Annotated in this window: 13 protein-coding genes; 3 read left to right on the top strand and 10 right to left on the bottom strand. The window is 63.3% G+C overall.

The window, feature by feature from the left end; all coding sequences use genetic code 11:
• Positions 1-19: 19 nt before the first annotated feature.
• From NCT03_RS17360 to NCT03_RS17340, 5 genes are all read right to left on the bottom strand, one after another.
• Positions 20-1,024: an ABC transporter permease gene (locus NCT03_RS17360; RefSeq protein ID WP_250493261.1), complete on the bottom strand. Its 1,005-nt coding sequence runs from the start codon at positions 1,022-1,024 to the stop codon at positions 20-22.
• Positions 1,017-2,057, bottom strand: coding sequence for an ABC transporter permease (locus tag NCT03_RS17355; protein WP_409015393.1), 1,041 nt, complete (start codon positions 2,055-2,057; stop codon positions 1,017-1,019). Before NCT03_RS17355 ends, NCT03_RS17360 begins: the two co-directional genes overlap by 8 nt.
• Positions 2,057-3,580: a sugar ABC transporter ATP-binding protein gene (locus NCT03_RS17350; protein ID WP_250493260.1), complete on the bottom strand. Its 1,524-nt coding sequence runs from the start codon at positions 3,578-3,580 to the stop codon at positions 2,057-2,059. The genes NCT03_RS17355 and NCT03_RS17350 overlap by 1 nt, the downstream gene beginning before the upstream one ends.
• A 149-nt stretch (positions 3,581-3,729) precedes the next feature.
• Positions 3,730-4,620 carry an amidohydrolase family protein gene (locus NCT03_RS17345; protein WP_244828414.1) on the bottom strand — a complete coding sequence of 297 codons (891 nt, stop codon included), beginning with the start codon at positions 4,618-4,620 and terminating at the stop codon, positions 3,730-3,732.
• A gap of 33 nt (positions 4,621-4,653) precedes the next feature.
• Positions 4,654-4,968 (bottom strand): L-rhamnose mutarotase, encoded by a 315-nt coding sequence (locus tag NCT03_RS17340; protein ID WP_250466771.1) that lies wholly within the window; start codon positions 4,966-4,968, stop codon positions 4,654-4,656.
• Positions 4,969-5,129: 161 nt separating this feature from the next.
• Here NCT03_RS17340 and NCT03_RS17335 point away from each other — a divergent pair, with 161 nt between their 5' ends.
• A complete protein-coding gene (locus tag NCT03_RS17335) occupies positions 5,130-6,086 on the top strand; it encodes a LysR family transcriptional regulator (RefSeq protein WP_244828417.1) in 957 nt (318 codons plus the stop codon).
• Here NCT03_RS17335 and lra1 read toward each other — a convergent pair.
• From lra1 to NCT03_RS17315, 4 genes are read right to left on the bottom strand one after another with little or no spacing between them, the layout of a single operon-like run.
• Positions 6,073-6,855: an L-rhamnose 1-dehydrogenase Lra1 gene (gene lra1, locus NCT03_RS17330; RefSeq protein WP_244828419.1), complete on the bottom strand. Its 783-nt coding sequence runs from the start codon at positions 6,853-6,855 to the stop codon at positions 6,073-6,075. The two genes, NCT03_RS17335 and lra1, sit on opposite strands and share 14 nt — an antisense overlap.
• Before the next feature lie 11 nt (positions 6,856-6,866).
• Positions 6,867-8,045 carry an L-rhamnonate dehydratase gene (gene rhmD / locus NCT03_RS17325; RefSeq protein ID WP_244828420.1) on the bottom strand — a complete coding sequence of 393 codons (1,179 nt, stop codon included), beginning with the start codon at positions 8,043-8,045 and terminating at the stop codon, positions 6,867-6,869.
• A 32-nt stretch (positions 8,046-8,077) separates the two neighbouring features.
• Positions 8,078-9,403 (bottom strand): MFS transporter, encoded by a 1,326-nt coding sequence (locus tag NCT03_RS17320; protein WP_250493259.1) that lies wholly within the window; start codon positions 9,401-9,403, stop codon positions 8,078-8,080.
• A gap of 57 nt (positions 9,404-9,460) precedes the next feature.
• Positions 9,461-10,222 carry an SDR family NAD(P)-dependent oxidoreductase gene (locus NCT03_RS17315; protein WP_244828423.1) on the bottom strand — a complete coding sequence of 254 codons (762 nt, stop codon included), beginning with the start codon at positions 10,220-10,222 and terminating at the stop codon, positions 9,461-9,463.
• 548 nt (positions 10,223-10,770) lie between these two features.
• On the opposite strand from NCT03_RS17315, the gene NCT03_RS17310 reads away from it, so the two are divergent.
• Positions 10,771-11,040: a hypothetical protein gene (locus NCT03_RS17310; protein ID WP_250493258.1), complete on the top strand. Its 270-nt coding sequence runs from the start codon at positions 10,771-10,773 to the stop codon at positions 11,038-11,040.
• A gap of 292 nt (positions 11,041-11,332) precedes the next feature.
• The gene (locus NCT03_RS17305) at positions 11,333-12,187 is read left to right on the top strand and encodes a helix-turn-helix domain-containing protein (RefSeq protein WP_250493257.1); all 855 of its coding nucleotides are present in this window, start codon (positions 11,333-11,335) and stop codon (positions 12,185-12,187) included.
• A gap of 6 nt (positions 12,188-12,193) precedes the next feature.
• Here the strand turns inward: NCT03_RS17305 and NCT03_RS17300 are convergent, their stop codons facing one another.
• A complete protein-coding gene (locus NCT03_RS17300) occupies positions 12,194-14,038 on the bottom strand; it encodes an ATP-binding response regulator (protein WP_250493256.1) in 1,845 nt (614 codons plus the stop codon).
• Positions 14,039-14,041 lie beyond the last annotated feature (3 nt).

The following is a 14,041-nucleotide window of genomic DNA, read 5'->3' as shown; positions in this document are numbered from 1 at the left end:
CTCGACCAGCCTTCAACACCTACGACGTCTGCGCCATGAAGCGTCTTTCACGCGCGGCCCGCCAGCGCGCGACCAGATTGGGAATCAGCACCGAGGACAGCAGCAGCGCCCCGGTCACGATGGTCAGTGTTTCGCTCGATACATCCGCGAGGGTCAGCGCATTGCGCAGCACGCCGATGATGACGAGCGACAGCAGCACGCCGATCATCGACCCGCGTCCGCCGAAGATGCTCACGCCGCCGAACAGCACCGCCGCGATCACCGACAACTCGAAGCCTTCGCCGTTGTCGCCGCGCGCACTGGTGAAACGCAGCGTATAGACGATGCCCGCGAGCGCCGCCATCGCGCCGGACAGCATGAAGAGCCTGATCTTGGTCTTCGTCACGTCGATACCCGAAAACTGCGCGGCCGTGGGGTTCGCGCCGATGGCAAAGAGGCTGCGGCCGAACGGCGTCGCCTGCAACAGCACCGTGAAGACGAGCGCGCCCGCGATCACGAGAACGAAGGGCATCGGCAGGAAGGTATCCGCGATGGTATCGATGCCAAACGACGTGTACGACGCCGGAAAGTCCGCGATGGCCTGATCGCCGAGCAACACGTAAGCGAGACCCCGAAACAGCGCTAGCGTGCCGATGGTGACAGCAAGCGATGGCAAATTGAAGCGCACGATCACGAGTCCGTTGAGCAGCCCGGCCATTGTGCCCGCGACGAGCACGATGGCGATGACGAGCGGCATCGGCAAGCCCATGTGCCAGAGCACGCCCATCAACGCGCTCGACACGCCCAGCACCGACGCCACCGACAAATCGATTTCCGCCGCGACGATGATGAGCGTCATCGGCAAGGCGATCAGCGCGATCTCGGTGAAATCGGCGAGCATGTTCGAGAGGTTCGCGCCGGAAAGGAACATCGGCGAAAGCACGCGTCCGCCGATCAGCGAGACGACCAGCACCATGGCGAGCATCGCCTCCCATTGCAGATGACGGCGTTTTGCCGTGGAAAGAGCCGAGTCGGGTTTAGCCATGATCGCGTTTCCTCATCATGCGGCGCGCGACCGAGCGCGCGAGCAACGTATCCAGCGCGATCGCCGCGACGATCAGCGCGCCTTGAATGGCCTGCTGCCAGAACGGCGACACGCGCAACACCACGAGCGCGATGTTGATGACGCCCAGCACCAGCGCGCCAAGCGTCGCGCCCGCCACCGTGCCGACGCCGCCCGTGATCGCAACGCTGCCGACCACCGCCGCCGCGACCACCTGCAGCTCGATGCCCTTCGCCGTGCTGGCATCGACGGTGCCGAAACGCGCAAGCCACAGCACGCCCGCAAGGCCGGCGATCGCGCCGGACAGCAGGAAGCCGATCATCACGCGGCGGTCCACGCGAATGCCCGCGAGACGCGCGGCTTCGGGGTTCGAGCCGATGGCGTAATGCTCGCGGCCGCCGCGATACTGCTTCAGATACACCGACAACGCGATCAGCACGACGAGCGCGATCAACACGAGATTCGGCACGCCGAGCAGCGATCCGGTTGCAATCGTGGCGAAGCTATCCGGCAGACTCGTCGCGTTGATCTGGCCGCCGTGGACCCACGCGTAGTCCGCGCCGCGCACGATATACAGCGTCGAGAGCGTGGCGACGAGCGACGGCACGCGCCCGAAGGTGACGAGCGCGCCGTTCACCGCGCCGATCACGAGCCCGACGCCCATGCCCGCGAACATCGCGACGATCACCGGCATGTGCGGGTTCATCACGAAGAGGCTGCCGACCGCATAGGCGCTCACGCCGACGATCGACGCGACCGACAGATCGATATGCCGCATCAGCATGACGATCGTCATGCCGGCCGTCAGCAAGCCGATGATCGACACATTCAGCAGCACGTCACGCAGATTCTGCAGATTCAGAAAGTCCGGCTTCACCGCAGCGGTCGCGCCAATCAGCACGAGCAGCACGATGAAGAGCGTGAGCTCGCGACTCTTCGCGATCGAACCCGCGAGACTCTCGCGTTTGGTTTCGGCGGCAGGCAGCGCGGGCATGGTGGGAGAGTGTCGTGTCATCATGCGGCGCGTCCCAGGGTTTGCGGCGATGCGCCCAACGCGGCGCTCATCACCCGTTCTTCGTTTGCATCGGCGCGAGCAATGTCGGCGCTGATACGGCCTTCGTGCATGACGAGCACGCGGTCCGCCATGCCGAGCACTTCGGGCAGCTCGCTTGAAATCATCAGCACGGCCATGCCCTCGTTCACGAGTTCGGCGAGCGTGCGATACACCTCGGCTTTCGCGCCCACGTCGATACCGCGCGTCGGTTCATCGATGATGAGCACCTTCGGATTCGTCGCGAGCCACTTGCCGAGCACGACCTTCTGCTGATTGCCGCCCGACAGCGTGCCGACGGGCGCATCGAGATCGCCGGCCTTGAGGCGCAGGCGCTTGCCCCAGTCGGCGGCGAGCGTCGATTCGCTTTTCGCGGAGATGAGCCCGTGCCGCATCAGGCGGCCGAGCACGGTGAGCGATGCATTGCGCGCGATGCTCAGTTCCAGCGCGAGCCCTTGCGCGCGGCGATCCTCCGGCACGAGCGCGAGGCCCGCGCGCACCGCTGCCGCCGGATGGCCGAGGGCGAGCGCCTTCCCCGCGATCTTCACTTCGCCGCCATCGACCGGATCGATGCCGAAGATGGCGCGCGCGACTTCGCTACGTCCCGCGCCAACGAGGCCCGCAAGCGCGACGATCTCGCCTGCGCGGACATCGAAGGAAATGTTCTTGAATACGCCTTCGCGCGTCAGGTTGCGGACCGAGAGACGCACGTCGCCGGGCTGCACGTCCGCCTTCGGATAGAACGTGTCCAGATCGCGGCCGACCATCTTGCTCACGATGGCATCGATGGTCATGTCGCTGGTGAGCGCGTCGTAGACCTTCATGCCGTCGCGCATGATGGTCATGCGCTGCGTCAGCGCGAAGACTTCGTCGAGCCTGTGCGTGATGAAGAGGATCGCGACATCCCGCTCACGCAGCGCACGCACGATGGCGAAGAGCCGCTCCACTTCCGTTAGCGAGAGCGCGGCGGTGGGCTCGTCCATGATGAGCACGTTGGCGTCGAGCGAAAGCGCCTTGGCGATCTCGACCACTTGCTGGTCCGCGATCGACAAGCCTCGCACGAGCCGTTGCGCGCGCAGGTTCACGCCGAGCGACGCGAGCAACGCATCGACTTCGCGATGCATTTCGTCGTAGCGTATGCGTCCGAGCCGGTCGCGCGGCTGCCGGCCCATGTAGATGTTCTCCGCGATGGAAAGGTCCGCGAACAGCGTCGGCTCCTGATAGATGACGGCGAGACCGGCATCGCGTGCCTCGGCGGGATTGGCGAAGCGGCGCGGTTCGCCATCGACGAGAATCTCGCCTGCATCCGGCTGATACACGCCGGCGAGCAGTTTGACGAGCGTGGATTTACCCGCGCCGTTTTCGCCGAGCAACGCGTGGACTTCGCCCGCGAAGAGTTGCAGGCTGCCGTCGCCCAATGCGCGCACGCGGCCGAACGCCTTGCTCGCGTGCCGCAATTCGAGTCTTGGCGGCTTGTTGATTGTCATGCGCTGTCTCCTGTTTGTCGGCCGAAGCTGGCGCTTGCTCCGGCCTGTGCAACGCCGTGGACCTTGGCGTTGCGCCTGAGCGCTTACGCGAGTTTCACGCGACGCCTTCGATCAAGTCCGACGCCAGTTCCGGTCTTCGAACGTTGCTATCAAATGCGGTAAATCCGCTCCGCATTACGCACGAATAGTGCTTGCTTTTCGCTGTCGCTCGCGTCGCTCACGATTTGCGCGTAGGCGTTCCACAGCTGTTTGTAAGTACCGAAAAGCCTGTCGACCGGGAAGTTCGATGCGAACATCGCGCGGCCGACGCCGAAGGTATCGATGGTTTCGAGCACATACGGCCGGAAGCTCTCCACTGTCCATTCGTGATCGAGCATGGCGAAGCCGCTCAGCTTCACCGCGACGTTCGGACAAGCCGCGAGCGCACGCATGCCGTCGCGCCACGCGCGATATCCTTCGACCGAAGACCGGTCCACGAACATCCCCGCATGATTGACGATGAACTGCGTGTTTGCATGTTCGCGCGCGAGTTGCGCGGCATCGTTCATCTGCGACGGATAAAGCTGCAAGTCGAACGACATGCCGAAGCGCTCGAGCAACGCGAAGTTCCGGCGCCACCGAGGCTCGTGCATGAAGTGCCGCCCGACGTAGTCATACAACGGATTTTCATGCACGTTGAGAATCTGCCGGATGCCGCGCGTGTTGGCGAAGGCCGCGTGCGCTTCGAGCACGGCAGACGCATCGTCGGCCGATAAATCCGCGCCCGCCACGATGCCGTTCGGCATGCCGCGGCCGGTGTCGTCGGCGAGTCCTTGCAGCCAGCGCGTTTCCTCGACAGGATCGGCGGGATCGTGGTTCGCATCGACGTGCACGATCTTCAGCACTTCGATGTCGCCGGCATCGCGCAACAGATCGGCGAGCAGATAGTCATGCTTTAAATCGCGCGCGTCGCCGACGAACGATGTCTGCGGATTCGCCAGCCACGGATAGTGATGCGTGGACAAATCCCACAAGTGGATATGCGGATCGACGACCTGCATGATGGTGTTCCTCACGAGCTTGGAAATGCGCGATTACGGAAGATGAAAGACGGGCGCAAGCGGCACGGCAACAGGCGCGTTGTCCGCATGCGTTTCCATCAGCTCGGCCATGTAGTCCCACCATTTGCGCATGATGGGCAAATGCGGCAACGCGTCGGTCGAATGCGTGCCGGTGCGCTTGTAGGTGGCGAACAGATGTCCGGTCGCTTCGTCGAGAAAAATCCAGTAGTCGCGGATGCCCGCTGCAACGAGCGCATCGGCCAGTTCGGGCCATATCTCGCGATGGCGCTTCTCGTATTCCTCGCGCATGCCCGGCTTCAGGGTCATGCGAAATGCCATTGTCTCCATGGCGGACCGCCTGATTTTGTTTAGTGAGCCCGAATGTTCGCGGCTCGTTGTGCTGCGACTATAATTCGCCGACCGATAACACGACAATCCGAAAGAAGGATTGGCCGATCGCAAATGCGTATCGGTTTGAAGCTACTGCGTTGCATCACCGCGGACCGACAATGAATCAGAACGTCTCACAGGTGGCGCTCGTCAATCGCCTGAAATTCAAGCATCTGGCGCTGCTCGTCGCGCTCGACGACGCGCGCAATCTGCACCAGGCCGCCGATGCCATCAACGTCGCACAGCCGAGCGCGAGCCGCATGCTGGCCGATATCGAGGAAGCGTTCGGCTTCCTGCTCTTCGAGCGCAACGCGCGCGGCATGCAGCCAACGCCGCTCGGCATGTCCGCGCTCGCCTACGCGCGCCGCTCGCTTGCCGACCTCACCCGCTTCGCCGACGACCTCGACAACAAACGCCGTGGCGGACATGGCCAACTCACGGTCGGCGCGATCATGGGCGCCGCGCCCGACGTGCTCGCCATGGCCGTCACCGAACTCAAGTCGGAGCGGCCGCTGCTCAACGTGCGCATCCTCGGCGAAACCAGCGACCAGGTCGTGCAACTGCTGCATCGCCGCGAAGTCGATCTCGCGCTCGGCCGTCTCACCACGCCTTTGCAGCACAACGACTTCGATTTCGAACCGCTTGCGCGCGAAGCCATGCGGCTCGTCGTGCGCGCCAGACATCCACTCGTTTCGAAGACGACGCTCGCGCTCGATACACTCGTCGGCTGGCCGTGGATCCTTCAGCCGATCACGAGTCCCGCGCGTCATCTCTTCGAGGAAGAACTCGCGCGTGCCGGGCTCACCACGCCTGCCGATATCGTGGAATGCGCGTCCATCTTCGCGACGCTGCAACTGCTGCAAAACAGCGACGCCGTCGCAATGCTGCCGGAATCCGTCGTGCGCGATTATCTGCGCGCGCAATTGCTGGTGGAACTGCCCATCGAAATCGGCAAGAGCCTGTCGGGCTTCGGCTTGCTGCGCCGCAAGTTCGAGACGCTCTCCGAACCCGCCGAATACTTCATCGCGCTGTTGCGCAAGTATTCGGCGTCGTCGCTCGCGGTCACTGCAGGTTGACGAAGAGACCGCCATCCACGAGCAGCGACGCGCCCGTCACGTAACGCGCGCGATCCGATGCCAGAAACACGACGCACTGCGCCACATCGTCCGGTTCACCGAGTCTTCCGAGCGGAATGCGCTTTTCCATATAGGCGCGCTTTTCCGTATCGGACAAGTCTTCGGCGTTGAGGTCGGTGGCGATGGTGCCCGGCATCACCGAATTGCAGCGGATGCCGTAAGGGCCGAGCGCGATGGCGCACGACTGCATCAGCGAATGCACACCCGCCTTGGTCGGCGTGTAATGCGTCTGCATGCCGCCGCCGACGAGCGCGCTGATCGAACTCGTCGCGATGATCGCGCCACCCGTGCCCTGATCCTTCATCTGATTTGCCGCGGCCTGCGTCACGTAGAACGCGCCGTTCAGGTTCACCGCGACCGTGGTTTCATAGACCGATGGCGGCATGTCAAGAAACGCATGGAACGGACAGATGCCCGCGTTGCTCGACAGCACGTCAACGCGCCCGAAGGCGTCCACCGTGCGGCGCACGAGTTCGCGGCCGGTCTCGTGTTCGGCGACATTGCCTTCGACCGCAATCGCGCGACGGCCGAGCGCCTCGATCTCGCGCAGGATCGACTCGACCGCGTAGCCCTTGCCGTACGACTTGTCGTTGTCGCCCCAATAGTTGATCGCAACGTTCGCGCCTTCGCGCGCGCTCGCCAGCGCGATCGCCCGGCCGATGCCGCGCGAGCCGCCCGTCACGATCACCACTTTGTCTTTCAACAGCATGAACGTTTCCTTCAATGAGTGTACGGACGCGTCAACGCGCATTCGGGATTCAGCCGCACGCCGAAGCCCGGCGTCTCCGGCACCTTCATGCGGCCGTTCACCGGAACGGGTTCGTCGAGCAGCAAGGGCGTGAACATCGGCACGACCTGATCGGCTTTCTCGGCCATCATGAGGAACTCGGCGAACGGCGAGTTGTGACGCGTCACCACGAAGTGATAGCTATACACCGACGAACCGTGCGGCACCACGAGCACGTTATGCGCATCCGCGAGCGCCGATATCTTGATGAGTTCCGTGATGCCGCCGCACCAGCCGACATCCGGCTGCACGAGGTCCGCGCAGCCCATCTCGAAGAGCATGCGAAAACCCCAGCGCGTGGCTTCGTGTTCGCCCGTCGTCACCATCATGCCGCCTGGCACCGCGCGGCGCAGTTCGGCATAGCCCCAGTAATCGTCGGGCGGCAGCGCCTCTTCGATCCATTTCAGGCCATACTCGCGCGCCGCGTTCGCGAGGCGCTTCGCGTAGTTGAGGTCGAGGCTCATCCAGCAGTCGAACATGAGCCAGAAGTCGTCACCGACTTTCGAGCGCATGTCGGCCAGTTTGGCGATGTTCTTCGCGAGCCCTTCCTCGCCTTCGGCCGGTCCATGCTGCAAAGGCATCTTGCCGCCGATGAAACCCATCTCCTTGGCGAGATCCGGCCGCGCGCCGGTTGCATAGAACTGGAGTTCATCCCGCACCGGTCCGCCGAGCAACTGGAAGACGGGTTCCTGGCGCACCTTCGCGAGCAGGTCCCACAACGCCAGATCGACACCCGATATCGCGTTGAGCACGATACCCTTGCGCCCGTAGTACAGCGTCGCGAAATACATCTGATCCCACATCTTTTCGATATCCGTCACGCGCTGCCCTTCGAGGAAGCGCGCCAGATGCTTCTCGACGATGAATGCGCCGATCTCGCCGCCCGTCGTCACCGCGAAGCCGACCGTGCCGTCGCTTGCCTCGATCTCCACGACGAGCGAGCCGAGCACGTTCAGTCCGAACGACTGACGGCTCTGGCGATACTCGGGATAACGCGCCATCGGCGTCGAGATGTGATCGTCGATCCAGTGGTTAGCGCCCTGATCGTGATAATCGGCGCCGCCGCCGCGAACGGTGAAAGCGCGCACTTGGCGAATGGTGGGCATGGACATGAGTGTCTGTCTCCGTTTGAAGGCGTTGTTGTTCAGGATGCGCTGGCGGGTTTGGCGCGGGCATCGCGCGAGGCGTCGCGCTGCGGCACGCGCACGAAGGCGACGATCACGAGCGCGGCCAGGACGCTCGCCGCGCCGAGCACCATGAGTCCGGCGCTGGTCGAATGGAATGCGGCTTCCGCGGCGGTGCGGGCCATCGGTGCAAAGAATCCGCCGAGGCCGCCCAACGAGTTGATGAGCGCGATGCCGGCCGCCGCGGCCGCGCCAGTGAGATAACGCGTCGGGAACGTCCAGAAGAGCGGCTGGGCGGCGATGAATCCGCTCGCGGCGCAACACAGCGCGAAAAGCGATACCACCGGCGTTCCCGCGATGCCCGACACGACGATCGCGACGCCCGACATCACGAGCAACGCGATAGCGCACACGCGATGCTTGCCGGTGCGATCCGCATAACGCGGCACGATCCACGTGACGATGACGGCCGCCACCCACGGCAACGCGGTCACGAGTCCGACACGAAAGCCGACCTTGGTTCCGAGCAGCGCGGACACTTGTTGCGGCAGATAGAACACCACGCCATAGACGGCTGCCTGGATCAGGAAATACGCGCAGCACAAGACCAGCACGCGCGGATCGATGAGCGCCGCCAGCACGCCACGCGGTCCGTGCGATGACGCGTTGCGGGCGTCGTCATCGAGACGCGCGACGAGCAGCGCGCGTTGATCCTGAGTGAGCCAGCGTGCGCGGGCGGGGTCGTCGTCGAGATACCAGAACGCCCAGACACCGACGATCGACGCGAGCAGGCCTTCGACCAGAAAAAGCCATTGCCAGCCCGAGAAGCCGAGCGCGCCGTGCAAGTCCAGCAGCAATCCGGACAAAGGCGCACCGAAGATGAACGCGAGCGGCGCGCCGAAGTAAAACACGCCGAGCGCACGCGCCCGAGCGCTTTGCGGGAACCAGCGCGTCAGGTAATAGACGATGCCGGGAAAGAATCCGGCTTCCGCCACGCCGAGCAGAAAGCGCAACGTGTAGAAGGTCGTGGCGTTGTGCGCGAAGGACATTGCCGCCGAAACAAGACCCCACGTCACCATGATGCGGCACATCCACAGCTTCGCGCCCACGCGATGCAAGAGCAGATTGCTCGGCACCTCGAAGATTGCGTAGCCGACGAAGAACACGCCCGCGCCGAACGCGAACGCGGCATTGGTGAGGCCGGTGTCCTGCTGCAGCGCCTTCTGCGCGAAACCGATGTTCGCGCGGTCCAAAAACGCGAGCACATACATGAGCAGCAGAAACGGCAGCAGCCGGCGCATCACGCGGGACGTGACGGCGCCTTCCGCGCTAACGGAGTCATTCATGTCTCTCTCCAGGTCGCCTTGCTTTTTTATGATGGCGATCGAGCAATCACGGCGATATCAGTAAGTCGCGCGTCCGCCCGACAGATCGAACACCGAGCCCGTGCTGAACGCGCAGTCTTCCGACGAGAGCCAGAGGATCAGCGACGCGGCTTCCTGCGGCTGAAGAAAGCGGTTCATCGGAATTTTGGACAGCATGTAGTCGATGTGCTGCTGCGACATCGAATCGAAGATTTCGGTTTTGGCGGCGGCCGGCGTGACCGCGTTGACGAGAATGCCCTTGCCCGCGAGTTCCTTGCCGAGCGACTTGGTGAGCCCGATCAGCCCGGCCTTCGACGCGCTGTAGTGCGAGGCGTTAGGGTTGCCTTCCTTGCCCGCGATGGACGACACGTTGACGATGCGCCCGTAACCCGCCTTCAGCATGTGCGGAACGACGGCGCGGCAAGTGAGATACGGCCCGATCAGATTGACATCGACGACGCGGCGCCAGACATCGGGAGCGAGTTCCCAGGTCGTGCCGTTGCCGCCGGTGATGCCTGCGTTGTTCACGAGGACATCGATATGGCCGTGCGCGGCGAGCGCTTTCTGGACGGCCGCCTCGATGGAGGCTTCATCGGTGAGTTCGACGACTGCGTCGCTCACCTTGCGGTCTTCGTGCTTGGCGGAGAGTTCCGCAGTCGTGCGTTGCAGCCGTTCGCCGTCGACGTCCCACAGCACGACATCCGCGCCCGATTCGAGCGCCCGTTCCGCCACCGCGAGGCCAATGCCGCGCGCGCCGCCTGTTACAACCACCGTGCGGCCCGCCAGATCGATCCGGTTCATCCTTTCGTCTCCTTGTTGTTGCGTCATTCATGCAAGAAATGAATGCCGTGAGACGCACTATAGTCCCACGGCAATAGCGCAACAATTCGAAAGGGCAATCGTTCGATAGCGAAAGCGGATCGGCTGGCTTATCGACGAGCAGGTTTTGCGTCGCGTGAGCGAAGTTTGAACATGCACCGAGGTGTCTCGGGGTGGACCGCAGTCCCAGACCTTTCCAAGTGCTGGTCGTGAAAGGCGCGGTCGGCGAACATGGCAAAGGCAAATAAAGCGGCGATGCCGATTGGGCTAAAGAGAAGAATGGCGACGAACACGAGAAACTCCTTAAACTGGCTGCATCGCAGTATAAAGCGATAATCTCGGTCAACTTATCCCCAACTTCGCAAAACGCCGTTTAACTATCGAAGCGACTTTTTAAGATGGAGCCGATTCCGAATGTTCAAGTAGCGTTTTGGAACCATTGTCGGGAACGCGCATTGCTATGTCTCCTCACGGTCGCTTTGACCAGACGATAATCGGGCCGCGCCCGAACATTACTCACATAAGAAAGCATGTTCACACCGAAAGCCTGCACTGCTACTTGCGTACTCGACGGAATGCCCGTCACGCTTACGTACTTCCCCGACACCACGCTACTGCGCATCACAGACGCAACCGGACATTGCGTCCGCGAGACGCGCTGGCCCGCGCCGTGGCGCACGCTGCTTGCCACCTTGCGCGAATTCAGTGGACGCGACGCCGAAAGCCAGCTTTCCACGCTGCTCGACGAAATGCCCGTCGTGCAAAAATCCGCGCGCCAAACCGCGCCCGCCTTCGCCTGAAACCGGCGCAACCGATGCCTGTTGCGCAATCGAGCGTCGCGGCTCGCGACGCCGATCCGAAGTCCCTGGCGGGTCGATCGGCAACACTTACGCACGCCTCGTAAACCACGATCTTCAATGAGCGCCAACGAACGACGGCAGCAATCGCACGAAAGTAAAATGCAAGCTCATTGTCGATCGTCCGCCGGTCCGTTTTGAGTTCGCTTAGCCGCGCCCTTTACAATGTGGCACTCAGGCGTCTTGCCTCGCTCGAACCGCTTCCTTGTCGACACCCCTCTACGCATTTGGCTGTATGGTCACTGAAACGTCTTCATCGGAATCGCTCGCCGTCGCTGAGCGCGTGCGTGAGCTCATGGCCCGCCACGGTATTGGCAAGCGGCAGCAAACCGCGGAACTGTGCCGCATCCTCGACCTGAGTTTTTCGCAAGGGCACCGCAAACTGCGCGGTAACAGCCCGTGGACGCTCGCGCAAATTCGCAAGGTCGCGGACGCGTTCGACGAAGCCGCGCTCAAGCTCTTCGAACCCATCGACACGCGCGCCGACGAGAGTGAAGGCACGGCGCACGACGCGGTGCTCAAGATCGGCTCGCTGGAAATTCCCTGCATGACGTGGGTCGGCAATGCGCTGGACGCGGGCAGCCGGCCTGACTTCATCGCGCAGAAGCTGAATAGCCGCTGGATCGTCTCGCGTCACGAAGGCGTGCTGCTTCACGAAGCGTTCGACGTCCACAAGATCGAGATCCTGCCGCGCCGCGCGGATATCGAGAAGCCGATCATCGCCGTGGTCGACGACGATCACGCTTCCGCCGACAATCTGCACGACTATCTGGAATTCAGCGGCTTCACGGCGATGGCTTACTACGGGCTCGACGCGTTCCACGAAGCGCTGCAAGTGCAGGTGTTCGATGCCGTGGTGATCGACTGGCTGTTCGGCGTACACACGTCAGCCGGCGCCATCCGCGACGTGCGCGAGTCGGACAATCCGGATGCGCCCATCTTCGTGCTGACAGGCGAATTAACCACCGGCAAGGCGAGCGAGTCCGAAATCAGCCAGGTGATTCGCGACTACAACGTGACGTGTTTCGAAAAACCGGCGCGGCTCGGCATTCTCGTCGCGGATCTTTCCAAGCGGCTTTTGCGTAGTTGAGTCCGCTCACGCCGCGCGCCGCCGCACCGTCACGGCGCGGTGCACAGCGCCTTTCAGCACGTCATAGCGCACGGGCTTCAGCAAATAATCGAAGAAGAGAATCGCCGCGCGCGGGTCGACGAGTTCCGGCGCGTAGGCGCTCACCGCGATGATCGGCACGCTCGCGCCCGGCGAAAGGCGCGCGCGGTATTCGTTGGCGAACGAGTAGCCGTCCTTGCCCGGCATGTGCAGGTCGGCGAGGATCACATCGGCGTCGTTGGCGCGCAGCCATGCGAGTGCGCTGTCCACATCGGGCATTGCGACTGTCCAATAACCCAGGTGCGTGAGCATTTCCGTCAATGAATCGCGGATCGCTTCGTGGTCGTCGATCACGAGGACGCGCGATCTGCCGCTGGCGGGCGTTTCTATTGCTTCATCGCGCGGCTCCGGCAAGTAGTCCACCGATACCGCCGGCAGACTCACGCGAAACGCCGCGCCCTGCCCGACTTCGCTCGATACCTCGATCGTCCCGCCCAGCAAATTCACCAGGCCGCGCACGACCGCGAGACCCATGCCCGCGCCGTCGAAGCGCCGCGTGCTGGACGAATCCAGTTGCGTGAACTCCTGAAAGATGAGCGGCAATTGTTCGCGAGAGATGCCGGGTCCGGTGTCCACCACGGAGATGTCGAGACGCTTGTCGGCGCGCACGAAATGCACGTCGATGGAACCTGCCTCCGTGTATTTGACGGCGTTGGTCACGAGGTTGGTCACGATCTGCCGCACGCGATGCGGGTCCGATTCGAGCGGCCCGCGCGCGCCTTCGAATCCGCCGCGTAACGCAAGACCTTTCGCGTTGGCCGCGGGCGTGTTGGCATCGACGATTGAATCGAGCAGTTCTGCGGGATCGAACACGGCCATGCGCAGTTCGAGCTTGCCCGCGCCGAGACGCGCGTAGTCGGTGAGATCGCGCATCTGCGCTTCGAGATGGCGCGCGCCTGCTTCGAGCCGCTGAATGATCTTGCGATCCGCCTCGGCGCGCAGATTCAGCCCGAGAAGCTCGACCGACGAGACGATGGCGTGCAGCGGCGTGCGCAGTTCGTGGCTGATCATGCCGAGGAATGTGTCTTTCGCGACGCCCGCCTCGCGCGCGGCGCGGGTCGCCTGGTGCTCGGCGCTGAGCGCGGCGCGTTGCTGCTCGATGAGACGCGTGCGCCGGTAGCCGTTCAACAGCAATAGCGCCGTGGCCGCCGCCGATAAAAGCCCAAGCAGAATGCCACCGTAGATCAGATACGTGCGCTTCTTTTCGAAGTCGCGCACCACGGAATCGCGCCCGACGATTTCCATCAGACGCCGGCCGCTCGCGAGTTCCGCGACGGCGGGCGCGTTCTGCCGCAACACGCCGATGGTGCGCAGCGTGCGTTGATGGTCGGCGCGCAATGCCTCGACATCGGTTTCGACGGAGCCGAGCGCGGTATCGATCTGCCGGAGAATTTCCTGCTGACGATTGCGCAGCGTGTCGTGTCCGGCGAGCAGATCGTTCGATTCCGCGACCTGCTTCAACCGCGCGCGTAGCTGCCGGTAGCTTGCGCGCACGGCATCGGCGTCTTCATCGATTCCGCCACGGAACAGCAGCACCTGGCTCTCGAAACGTTCGTAGTCGATCTGAAATTGCGCCGCGTCCCAATAGAGGCCGTCGTAAGGCAGCGCGAAGCGATGCGAATCGCGCGCCAACAGCCCCGAATACAGCATGTAGCCGACCGCGCCGATAGGCGGTGCCACCGCGAGCACGATCAGCGCCGCGTACCAGAAACGGCGAAACCACGGCCTTCCGGGCATGCCGGGCGCGGCAGGTTTGGCGGCTATGACGGACATTGC

The sequence above is a fragment of the Caballeronia sp. GAWG1-1 genome, from assembly GCF_023631465.1.
In the GTDB taxonomy this organism is placed as follows: domain Bacteria; phylum Pseudomonadota; class Gammaproteobacteria; order Burkholderiales; family Burkholderiaceae; genus Caballeronia.
The sequence above is the reverse complement of the archived record's forward strand: the minus strand, read 5'-3'. Positions and strand labels throughout refer to the sequence as shown.

Excerpts from the sequence above, each read along its gene's own strand:
- NCT03_RS17360 (WP_250493261.1), bottom strand. The coding sequence starts at position 1,024 with ATGGCTAAACCCGACTCGGCTCTTTCCACGGCAAAACGCCGTCATCTG.
- NCT03_RS17355 (WP_409015393.1), bottom strand. The coding sequence starts at position 2,057 with ATGACACGACACTCTCCCACCATGCCCGCGCTGCCTGCCGCCGAAACC.
- NCT03_RS17350 (WP_250493260.1), bottom strand. The coding sequence starts at position 3,580 with ATGACAATCAACAAGCCGCCAAGACTCGAATTGCGGCACGCGAGCAAG.
- NCT03_RS17345 (WP_244828414.1), bottom strand. The coding sequence starts at position 4,620 with ATGCAGGTCGTCGATCCGCATATCCACTTGTGGGATTTGTCCACGCAT.
- NCT03_RS17340 (WP_250466771.1), bottom strand. The coding sequence starts at position 4,968 with ATGGAGACAATGGCATTTCGCATGACCCTGAAGCCGGGCATGCGCGAG.
- NCT03_RS17335 (WP_244828417.1), top strand. The coding sequence starts at position 5,130 with ATGAATCAGAACGTCTCACAGGTGGCGCTCGTCAATCGCCTGAAATTC.
- lra1 (WP_244828419.1), bottom strand. The coding sequence starts at position 6,855 with ATGCTGTTGAAAGACAAAGTGGTGATCGTGACGGGCGGCTCGCGCGGC.
- rhmD (WP_244828420.1), bottom strand. The coding sequence starts at position 8,045 with ATGTCCATGCCCACCATTCGCCAAGTGCGCGCTTTCACCGTTCGCGGC.
- NCT03_RS17320 (WP_250493259.1), bottom strand. The coding sequence starts at position 9,403 with ATGAATGACTCCGTTAGCGCGGAAGGCGCCGTCACGTCCCGCGTGATG.
- NCT03_RS17315 (WP_244828423.1), bottom strand. The coding sequence starts at position 10,222 with ATGAACCGGATCGATCTGGCGGGCCGCACGGTGGTTGTAACAGGCGGC.
- NCT03_RS17310 (WP_250493258.1), top strand. The coding sequence starts at position 10,771 with ATGTTCACACCGAAAGCCTGCACTGCTACTTGCGTACTCGACGGAATG.
- NCT03_RS17305 (WP_250493257.1), top strand. The coding sequence starts at position 11,333 with ATGGTCACTGAAACGTCTTCATCGGAATCGCTCGCCGTCGCTGAGCGC.
- NCT03_RS17300 (WP_250493256.1), bottom strand. The coding sequence starts at position 14,038 with ATGTCCGTCATAGCCGCCAAACCTGCCGCGCCCGGCATGCCCGGAAGG.